We start from the raw sequence: 9507 nt of genomic DNA on the forward strand, positions 1-9507 counted from the left end.
GCGCATCGACGTCGGCGGCTTGGGTTGATCGGCTGGGCCCCGGCACCGGCGAGACGCGCACCATTTCGCGCGGCAGCAGGCCGCCCCAGCCGAGCAGCGGATCGCGTGCGGCGCCGGGCGCGTCCGACGGCCCCGCGTGCACGAACAGGTCGATGGGCACCGAGATGCGCTGCACCAGGTAGTCGGCGATTGCCTGCGCATGAGACGACGTGGGTCCGGACAGCTGCGGCCCTTGCGGACACGGCGTGTCGACCAGCGCCACAAGTTCCACCGGCGCGTCCAGCCCGATCAGCTGGATCGCGGTTTCATAGGCCAGCAGCCCGCCGAAGCCGCAGCCCGCCAGCCGGTACGGCCCGGCCGGCTGCACGCGCCGCACGGCCTGCACGACCACCGCGGCCATGCCCTCCACCGTGACTGGCTGCAAGCCGTCCACCGTTTCGGCGCGCAGGCAATGCACCGGTCCGTGCGCGGCGAGCCGCGCGGCAAGCATGGCGAGATGCTCTTCGCCCGGCGGTGCGTCTTGCACCAGGAACAGCGGTCGTTGCGGGGCCAGGGTCTGATCGATCATGTTGAGCACCTCGCACGGGCGCCTCCAGTTGTCAGCGTAGCGGGCCGGTCCCGCTTGCGCACTACGAGAAGACGTAGCGCGGCGCCATCCCCCGCATGCTTAAGATTGCGTTCCGCGTCCAACCATCGGCCGGCAGGTCGATTCCATGCGCAGTTCCATCCCGTCATCGGCAAGAACGCTGCTGCTTTTCCTGATGGCCTTCCTGGCTGCGGCGCCGGCGTGGGCGCAGGCCTCGCTGACCTTGCGCAAGATCAAGGAAACCGGCGTCATCGCCATTGGTTACCGCGACGGCTCCATCCCGTTCTCCTACCTGGACGGCACCCAGCAGCCCGTGGGTTACGCAATGGACATCTGCCGCCTGATCGTCGAGGAAGTGCGCCTGCGGCTGAACATCGAAAACCTGCAGATCAAGCTCACGCCGGTCAATTCCTCCACCCGCATCCCGATGGTCGCCAACAACACCATCGACCTGGAGTGCGGCACCACCAGCAACACGCTGGAGCGCCAGAACATGGTGGCGTTCACCGTCACCACCTTCGTGGCGAACAGCCGCCTGGCGACCAAGCGCGGCTCCGACGTCCACGACCTGGACGACCTGCAGGGCAAGACCGTGGCGTCCACCGCGGGAACCACCAGCATGGCCCGCCTGGTGGAGCTCAACCAGCAGGGCAACCTGCGCATGCACATCCTCGCGGGCAAGGACCATGCGCAGTCGTTCCGGCTGCTGGAGACCGACCGCGCGGCCGTGTTCGTGATGGACGACGTGCTTCTCTACAGCATGATCGCGATGTCGCGCGACCCGGCCCACTACCTGGTCACCGGCAAGGCGCTGTCGGTGGAGCCGTACAGCATCGTGCTGCGCAAGGACGACCCGGAATTCAAGAAGCTCGCCGACGACGTGATCGTCAAGCTGTTCAAGAGCGGCAGCATCCACGCGCTGCACCGCAAGTGGTTCCAGTCGCCGATTCCGCCGCGCGGCGTGAACCTGAACCAGCCCATGAGCGACAGCTTCCAGAAGCTGATCCGTCAACCCAAGGATTCGGGCAACCAGGCCGACTACGCCATTTCCTCGAACTGACCGTCGTCCTCGCCCGCGTGGCTGCGGAAGCTGTCGATCTTGATGCCGTGGCGGTTCATCTTGTCGTACAGGGTCTTCTTGGCGATGCCCAGCGCGTCGGTCACCTGCTGCGCGCGCCCCTTGTGCTGGCGCAGCGCCTGCTCGATCAGCGCTTTTTCCACCATGTCGATCTGCAGCGGCAGGGTCAGCGGCGGACGCGCGCGCTGCGCCAGCACGTCGTCGTCCGCCGACAGCAGGCCCAGCACCAGGCGGTCGGCCACGTTGCGCAGCTCGCGCACATTGCCCGGCCACTCGGACGCCATCAGCTGGCGCATCATCGGCTCGGGCACCGTGATCGCATCGCGGCCGTAGCGGGTGGCCGCGCACATCACGAAATACTCGAACAGCCCGGGAATGTCCTCGCGCCGCTCGCGCAGCGGCGGCAGGTGCACCACGGCCACGTTCAGCCGGTAGTACAGGTCGCTGCGGAATTTCCCCTGGTTGCTGAGTTTCAGGAGATCGACCTTGGTGGCCGCCACCACGCGGAAGTCGACGCCAACCTCCTCATTGGAGCCCAGTCTCTCGACCTTGCGTTCCTGCAGCGCGCGCAGCAGCTTGACCTGGAAGGCCAGCGGCAGGCTCTCGATCTCGTCGAGCATCAGGGTGCCGCCGTTGGCATGTTCGATCTTGCCGATGCGGCGCTTGCTGGCGGTGGTGAACGCGCCGGCCTCGTGGCCGAAGATCTCGCTCTCGAACAGCGTCTCGGGGATGCCGCCGCAATTGATGGCGACGAAGTTGCCCTTGCTGCGGCGGCTGTGGTCGTGCAGGCAGCGCGCGACGAGCTCCTTGCCGGTGCCGGTCTCGCCGATGATCAGCACGTCGGCCGAGGTGTCGGCCAGGTTGAGGATGGTGCGCCGCACCTCGTGGATGGCCGCCGAGTGCCCGAGCAGCACCGACTTGATGCCCTGCTTGTCCGTGAGCTGGCGGCGCAGGCCCTCCACCTCGAGGTGCAGGGCGCGCTTTTCCATCGCGCGCCTGGCGGTCTCGATCAGCCGCTCGGTCGGGAACGGCTTTTCGATGAAGTCGTAGGCGCCCATGCGCATGGCCTGCACCGCCAGCGAGATGTCGCCGTGCCCGGTGACCAGGATGACGGGGATGGCGGCGTCGATGCCGGCGATGTCCTGCATCAGCTGCAGCCCGTCGCGGTCCGGCAGGCGCACGTCGCTGATGACGATGCCGAAGTAGCCGGGCTTGAGCACACGCATCGCCTGCTCGGCGCTGGCGCAGGCGTAGACCTCGAAGCCGGACAGCTCCAGGCTTTCCGCGAGGTTGATCCGCACCGAGGGGTCGTCCTCGACGAAGACGATCTTCAATCCTTCCTGGGCCAGCTTGGCTCTAGGCATCGGCAGTCTCGCTTTCCATCTTGAGCTCGAATTCGAACGCGGCGCCTCCGGCCAGGTTGTAGGGCTGCAGGCTGCTGCCGAACTCGCGCACGATCCCGGCGGACAACGCAAGTCCCAGGCCCAGGCCCTGGCCAGGCGGCTTGGTGGTGAAGAAGGGTTCGAACAGCCGGTCCAGCACGTGCTGGGCAAAGCCGGTGCCGGTGTCGGCGACGCGCACCTTCACCTTGCCGTCCACCGGGGCCGCGGTCACGGTGATGCGCCGCACCGGCGAATCCTTCATCGCGTCCATGGCGTTGCCAAGCAGGTTCACCAGCACCTGCTCCAGCCGGTAGCCGTCGCAGGACACGCGCAGGCACTCCTGCACGTGCAGCTCCACCTCCACGCCTTCATCGTGGATGCGCGAGCGCAGCAGCTCCAGCGCATTGGCGACGGCGCCGCCCATGCGCACCCACGACGGGCCGGCCTGCCGCTTGTACGCGAAGGACTTCAGCTGCGCGGTGATGCGCCCCATGCGCTCGGTCAGCTGCGCGATCGCATCGAACTTGCGCTCCACGTCCTGCAGCCGGCCGGCCTTGAGCAGCCGCACGCCGTTGTCCGAGAGCGCGCGCAATGCCGTGAGCGGCTGGTTGATCTCGTGCGAGATGGCGGCGGACATCTTGCCGAGCAGCGCCAGGCGGCTGACCTCCACCAGTTCGTCCTGCGCGCGGCGCAAGTGGGTCTCGGTGCGCACGCGCTCGGCCACCTCCTTCATGAGCGCCGAATTCGCGTCGCGCAGCTCGCCGGTGCGCTCCTCCACGCGCAGTTCGAGTTCGTCGTTGGCGCGCTGCAGGGCCTCGCGCGTGGCCAGCCGGTGCAGCATCGCGCGGCGGCGCTGCATCAGGTGCAGGCCCAGCACGCCGATCAGGGCCGCGCAGGCCATGGCGCCGACCGCGGTGTTGCGCGCCTCGCGCTGGACCACGGCCACCCGCGACAGCGTGATCAGGCGCCAGCCCGGCCTGGCCATGTCCTGCTCCTGGCTGATGAACAGCGCCTCGCTGGCCGCCACAACCTTGTCCCGCAGCCGCACCAGCTGCGTTCCGAACTTCAGCTCGCGTTCCGTCGTCCACTGCAGCGGCTCCAGCGAACCGGCGGGATAGCGGGCGGTGCTGGCCAGCGTCACGCGGTCCTCCGCCGACAGGGTGCGCAAGGTGCGGTAGCGCCATGCCGGGTTGGACGAGATGATCACGACGCCGTTGTCGTCCACCACCAGCACCCGCTCGTTGGGCGTTCCCGCGGCCGACTCGATCCAGGCGCTTTCGATCGCCTCCAGGCTGATGCGCACCACCACCACGCCCAGGACCCTGCCGCCGCGCGCGATAGCGCGCGAAAAATAGCTCTCCGGCGCCCCGCGCGCGGCGCCGACCACGAACGTGCGGGCTTGCCCATCGTGCACCGCTTTGGTGTGGAACGCTTCGGCGGACAGGTTCCTGCCAATGAGGCTGGCGGGCTCGTACCAGTTGCTGGAGGACAGGACCGTGCCCTGCGCATCCAGCAGCATCATCCCGAGCGAGCCGGAACGCACATTGAGATTGAGCAGCTTTCGATTGAGCTTGCCGGCCAGGACCGCGTCGTCCGGGCGCTCCAGCAGCTCGAACACCTCTCCGCTCATTTCGAGAATGCCGGGCAGGTTCTCATACTTGCTCAGCTCGCTTTCGAGGCTGACGGCATACAGATCGAGCTGGTGGTTGGCGGTGTCGGCCAGGCGCATGTAGCCGGCGTTCGCGCTCCACCTGAATGCGGCGATGCCACTCGCGGCAGCAAGCGAGGCCACGAGGGTCCACCCCAGGACCCCTTCGAGGAACAGCACGGCAAGTCGTTTGCGTAGAGAAGCCAATCGGATTCATTCTGCCGCGCAACCGTGCATAACGAGCTGTTTTTTGCGCGAACCCCGAGCTTTCCCCAAGTGGACTGCGCGATATGTACTTTTTGCACATTCATCGCGTTGACTTGTTATGCGTTACTAGACCTCATTTGTCGAGTAACAGGCTGTATATCTTTCACAGTGCTTCTTAAAGCGGTTTTCTCCATTGCGCGGAAACGCACACGGCAAGCTTCGCGATCGTGCGGATTTGGGTTCATCGTCCCGCGCGCTTCAGAGAGGCGCGCCACGGCAATGCGCTTGGCACGCAAGCTGCAAACGACAGGACCGAGGCATCCACCTCGCGTGACAAGTTTTCCAAGACGAAGCTCCCAGCAACCTGCGTGTCACACGCTCTCCATAAAGTCACTCCATGTCCGGTGAAACTTTGCTCAACAGTACGGCCGACGCTGCCAGCGGCGGGAATACGAACGGGATCGCGGCGGCGGGCCGCGAGAGATGCGGTGTCAGGCTGTACGAGGATGCGGACCTGGTTCCGCTGGACGTCCCCCATCAGGGCACGGTGTCGCGCCTGGTTCGCGACCTGCTGGCAGCGGGCAGCTCGCGGCAACGCCAGCAGATCCTGCGCGACGAGATGGAGGAGATCGGCTTCAACTGGATGGGTTACCACACCGTGCGGCGGTCGGCTGCCGGTGCGCTGCATCGCACGTCCATCACCACCTATTCGCCGCCCGGCTGGGTGAAGCACTATTTCGACCAGCACTACGACGAGGTCGACCTGCGCCAGCGGCCCTCGGCCAACTCCATCCTGCCGGCCATCTGGGACGCCGAGTCGCTCAGCGAGCAGATCGAGTCGCGGCCGTGCTGCGCCAGGTCGCGGCGCTTCGTCAAGGACCTGCGCGAGCACGGCATCTGCAGCGGCATCTCCTTCCAGGTGTCCTCCGCCGGCGCGGGCAGCGGCGATCGCATCATCATCAGCCTGGCCTCGGACCTGGCGAACCGGCGCTGGATGGGCGACCAGACCCTGGGCGACGCGCTGGTCCTTTGCCTGAGTTTCCACGACTACATGGCGCAGCACGTGGTGCTGCCCGAGGCCGACCCGGTCCCGCAGGACCACGCGGGCGCCGACGTGCCCAAGGGCCTGCCGCCGCTGCAGGCGGCGGTGCTCGGGCACGTGGTCAACGGCCTGACGGACCACCAGATCGCCAAGCAGCTCAATGTCTCGTCGCACACGGTGGACTACCACCTGAGAAAGCTGCGGCAGCGGTTCGCGGCGCGCAACCGCGTGCAGCTGGTCAATGCCGCATCGAGCCTGATGGAAGCGTCCCAGCAGGCCTGACGGCCCCCGCCAGGGGTCCTGGCACCCCTTTCGGCGGCTTTGCTTGATCCTGGTCAATGCCTGCGTGTCCGGTGTTCCTACGATGAGGTGCATTCCAGATACACCTTCACCAGGAAGACCCCATGAAAAGCAACAACATGCTGTGGCGCTGGCTCGGATTCGTTTTCGTGCTCTCGTTCGGCGCCCTGGGATACCTCGGCTACCAGATCTACCTGACCGCTCCGCCGATTCCCGCGACGGTGTCCGCCACCGACGGCAACCTTCTCTTCACCGGCGCGCAGATCCAGCGCGGCCAGCAGGTCTGGCTGGCGGCCGGCGGCCAGCAGCAGGGCAGCGTGTGGGGCCACGGCGCCTATGTCGCGCCGGACTGGTCGGCCGACTGGCTGCACCGCGAAGCCACGGCCCTGCGGGACCTGCGCGCCAAGGCGCTGGCCGCCGACCCCGGCGCCATGACGGCGTCGGAGCACGGCGCCGTCGAGGCCGGCCTGCGCGAAGAGATGCGCCGCAACAGCTATGACGCGGCCAGCGGCGCCGTCAGCGTGTCGCCGATGCGGGCCGCGGCGATCCGCCAGGTGGCTGCCCACTACGCCGCGCTGTTCGGCGACGACCCGTCGCTGGCCAAGCTGCGCGAGCAGTACGCGATGGTGGACGGCACCATCGTCGCCCGGGCCGACCGCGAGGCGCTCACCGCGTTCTTCTTCTGGACCGCCTGGGCCGCCTCCACCGACCGCCCCGGCGAGCCGGGCCTGTCGTACACCAGCAACTGGCCGCACGAGCCGCTGGTGGGCAACACCATGCCGATCTCCGCGGCCATGTGGTCGATGGTCTCCATCATCCTGCTGCTCGCGGCCATCGCGGCCATGCTGTGGCTGCACGGCGCCGGCAAGCACGAGGAAGAGGCGGTACCGCCGGCGCAGGACCCGCTGGCCGGGATGCCCGTCACGCCTTCCATGAAGGCCACCCGCAAGTACTTCTTCGTGGTAGTCGGCCTGCTGCTGCTGCAGATCGGCATGGGGATCGTCACGGCGCACTACGCGGTGGAGGGCAACTCGCTGTTCGGCCTGCCGCTGGCCGGCGTGCTGCCCTACGTGACCAGCCGCACCATCCACACGCAGGTGGGCATCTTCTGGATCGCCACCGCGTGGCTGGCCACGGGGCTGTACATCGCGCCGCTGCTGGGGGGCACGGAGCCGAAGTTCCAGAAGCTGGGAACCGACTTCCTGTTCTACGCACTGGTGTTCGTCGTGCTGGGCTCCACCATCACCGGCTGGCTCGGCACGCTGCAGCGCCAGGGCACGGACTTCGCCTTCTGGATCGGCAACCAGGGCCTGGAGTTCACCTCGATGGGCCGCGTGTGGCAGTACCTGCTGTTCGTGGGCCTGCTGCTGTGGACCGTGCTGCTGGGCCGCGCGCTGTGGCCGGCGCTGAAGACGCCGTCGGAAAGCCGGGGCCTGATCGCCATGGTGTTCCTGTCGGCCGCCTGCATCGGCGGCTTCTACGCGTCTTCCCTCGCCTGGGGCCAGACCACGCACTACTCGATGGTGGAGTACTGGCGCTGGTGGCTGGTGCACCTGTGGGTGGAAGGCTTCTTCGAGGTGTTCGCGACCGCCGTGATCGCGCTGATCTTCACCAAGCTGGGGCTGGTGCGCGCCACCAGCGCCAACCGCGCCATCATCGCCGAGACCATCGTGTTCCTGTTCGGCGGCATCCTGGGCACGCTGCACCACCTGTACTGGACCGGCACGCCGACCTCGGTGATCGCCGTGGGCGCCGTGTTCTCCGCGCTCGAAGTGGTGCCGCTCACGCTGATCGGCCTGGAAGCGCTGCAGACCTGGCGGCGCACGCAGGGCGTGGCCTGGCTGCAGGCGTACAGGTGGCCGGTGCTGTGCTTCGTCGCCGTGGGGTTCTGGAACACGGTGGGCGCCGGCCTGCTCGGCTTCGCCCTCAATCCGCCGGCGTCGCTGTACTACCTTCAGGGCCTGAACATGACGGCCGCCCACGGACACGGCGCGCTGTTCGGCGTGTACGGCATGCTGGGCATCGGCCTGATGCTGTTTTGCCTGCGCAACCTGTTCGCCCGCCCGCTGCACGCCGACCGCCTGCTCGCGCCCGCCTTCTGGGGCATGAACATCGGCCTGGCCATGATGGTGTTCCTGTCGCTGGTTCCGGCCGGCATCTACCAGGGATATGCGGCGATCACCAGGGGCCTGTGGTACGCCCGCTCGGCCGAGATCGTGCACTCGCCGGTGATGGAAACGCTGGTGTGGCTGCGCGTGCCCGGCGACGTGCTGTTCGCCATCGGCGCCGGTTTCCTGGCGCTGTACACGCTGCGGCTGCTGGACGGCCGCAAGGCAGGCAAGGCCTTTCCGCTGGAAGCGCAACCCGCGGCAGCCTGATGCGGCTTACCACCTTCACCGACTACAGCCTGCGCGTGCTGGTCTACCTGGCCGCGCAGCCGGGGCAGCGCGCCACCATTGCGCGCATCGCCTCGGCCTACGGCATCTCCGAGAACACGCTGGTCGAGGTGGTGCACAACCTGGGGCGGCAGGGCTGGCTGCGCAACCTGCGCGGCAAGGGCGGCGGGCTGGAGCTGGCGCTGCCGCCTGACCGCCGGGCACAACTGGACTGGCCTGCCCACGCCCACCGGCGCCCGCCTGGCCGCACTGGCGTTGCTGTGGCTGGCCGCGCGCGTGCTGGTGCTCACCCCGTGGGGCTGGGCCTCGGCCATTGCCAATGCGGCCTTCCCGCTCGCCGCGGCCGTCGCACTGGGCATCCCGTTCGCGCGCGCGGGCAACCGGCGCAACTACTTTTTCATCGGCCTGCTGGCGGTGCTTGCGGCGGCCACGTTCGCAGTGCACATGGAGCAACTGGGCCTGCTGGCGGTTCCGCGCTGGGCCGGCGTGCAGCTGGCGCTGGACGTGGTGCTCTTCGTGCTGTGCGTGATGGGCGGCCGCGTCATCCCCATGTTCACCAACAGCGGCGTGCCGGGCGTGCGGGCGGCGCGCCATTCCCGGCTCGAGACGGCAGCGCTCGGCCTGGTGCTGGCGCTGCTGGCAGCCGACCTGCTGCGCCTGCCCGCCGAGCTGCTGGGTACCGTCGCTGCCGCCGCCGCGCTGGCGCATCTCGCGCGCTGGCTGCTGTGGCGGCCCTGGACGACGCTGCGCGCGCCGCTGGTGTGGGTGCTGCATCTCGCCTACGCGTGGATCCCGGTGCACCTGGCGCTGCGCGCGGCCGCGGCGGCGGGCTGGATCGGCTCCTCGCCGGCCGCCCACGCCTTGACGG

At 68.1% G+C, this 9507-nt stretch carries 7 protein-coding genes and 1 pseudogene; 5 read left to right on the forward strand and 3 right to left on the reverse strand.

The features are described 5' to 3' along the window. Positions 1-568 (reverse strand): thioesterase domain-containing protein (locus H0U68_RS06235; protein WP_296353725.1); only part of this gene is annotated, 568 nt, incomplete at its 3' end. A gap of 145 nt (positions 569-713) precedes the next feature. On the opposite strand from H0U68_RS06235, the gene H0U68_RS06240 reads away from it, so the two are divergent. Beyond that, on the forward strand, positions 714-1646 hold the full coding sequence (locus H0U68_RS06240; protein ID WP_296353727.1) for a transporter substrate-binding domain-containing protein: 933 nt from the start codon (positions 714-716) through the stop codon (positions 1644-1646). Here the strand turns inward: H0U68_RS06240 and H0U68_RS06245 are convergent. Together H0U68_RS06245 and H0U68_RS06250 are read right to left on the reverse strand one after the other, a co-directional pair. Next, positions 1625-3028: a sigma-54 dependent transcriptional regulator gene (locus tag H0U68_RS06245; protein ID WP_296353729.1), complete on the reverse strand. Its 1404-nt coding sequence runs from the start codon at positions 3026-3028 to the stop codon at positions 1625-1627. The genes H0U68_RS06240 and H0U68_RS06245 overlap by 22 nt on opposite strands. Continuing rightward, the gene (locus H0U68_RS06250; protein ID WP_296353731.1) at positions 3021-4874 is read right to left on the reverse strand and encodes an ATP-binding protein; all 1854 of its coding nucleotides are present in this window, start codon (positions 4872-4874) and stop codon (positions 3021-3023) included. The genes H0U68_RS06245 and H0U68_RS06250 overlap by 8 nt, the downstream gene beginning before the upstream one ends. Before the next feature lie 424 nt (positions 4875-5298). On the opposite strand from H0U68_RS06250, the gene H0U68_RS06255 reads away from it, so the two are divergent. The 4 genes and pseudogenes from H0U68_RS06255 to H0U68_RS06270 all read left to right on the forward strand — a co-directional run. Next, the gene (locus H0U68_RS06255) at positions 5299-6225 is read left to right on the forward strand and encodes a LuxR family transcriptional regulator (RefSeq protein WP_296353732.1); all 927 of its coding nucleotides are present in this window, start codon (positions 5299-5301) and stop codon (positions 6223-6225) included. A 122-nt stretch (positions 6226-6347) separates the two neighbouring features. Further along, the gene (locus H0U68_RS06260; protein ID WP_296353734.1) at positions 6348-8621 is read left to right on the forward strand and encodes a nitric-oxide reductase large subunit; all 2274 of its coding nucleotides are present in this window, start codon (positions 6348-6350) and stop codon (positions 8619-8621) included. Then, positions 8621-8773, forward strand: a pseudogene (locus tag H0U68_RS06265) (Rrf2 family transcriptional regulator); the annotation flags it as partial. The gene H0U68_RS06260 and the pseudogene H0U68_RS06265, both read left to right, overlap by 1 nt. Beyond that, positions 8700-9507, forward strand: an 808-nt coding sequence (locus H0U68_RS06270) for an NnrS family protein (RefSeq protein ID WP_365730878.1), incomplete at its 3' end; no start/stop codon positions are given. The pseudogene H0U68_RS06265 and the gene H0U68_RS06270, both read left to right, overlap by 74 nt.

The sequence above is a fragment of the Ramlibacter sp. genome, from assembly GCF_013697775.1.
Classification (GTDB): domain Bacteria; phylum Pseudomonadota; class Gammaproteobacteria; order Burkholderiales; family Burkholderiaceae_C; genus Ramlibacter.

What these genes read in the sequence shown, in the direction of transcription:
- H0U68_RS06245 (WP_296353729.1), bottom strand. Translation starts at nt 3,028, where the DNA reads ATGCCTAGAGCCAAGCTGGCCCAGGAAGGATTGAAGATCGTCTTCGTC.
- H0U68_RS06255 (WP_296353732.1), top strand. Translation starts at nt 5,299, where the DNA reads ATGTCCGGTGAAACTTTGCTCAACAGTACGGCCGACGCTGCCAGCGGC.
- H0U68_RS06260 (WP_296353734.1), top strand. Translation starts at nt 6,348, where the DNA reads ATGAAAAGCAACAACATGCTGTGGCGCTGGCTCGGATTCGTTTTCGTG.
- H0U68_RS06240 (WP_296353727.1), top strand. Translation starts at nt 714, where the DNA reads ATGCGCAGTTCCATCCCGTCATCGGCAAGAACGCTGCTGCTTTTCCTG.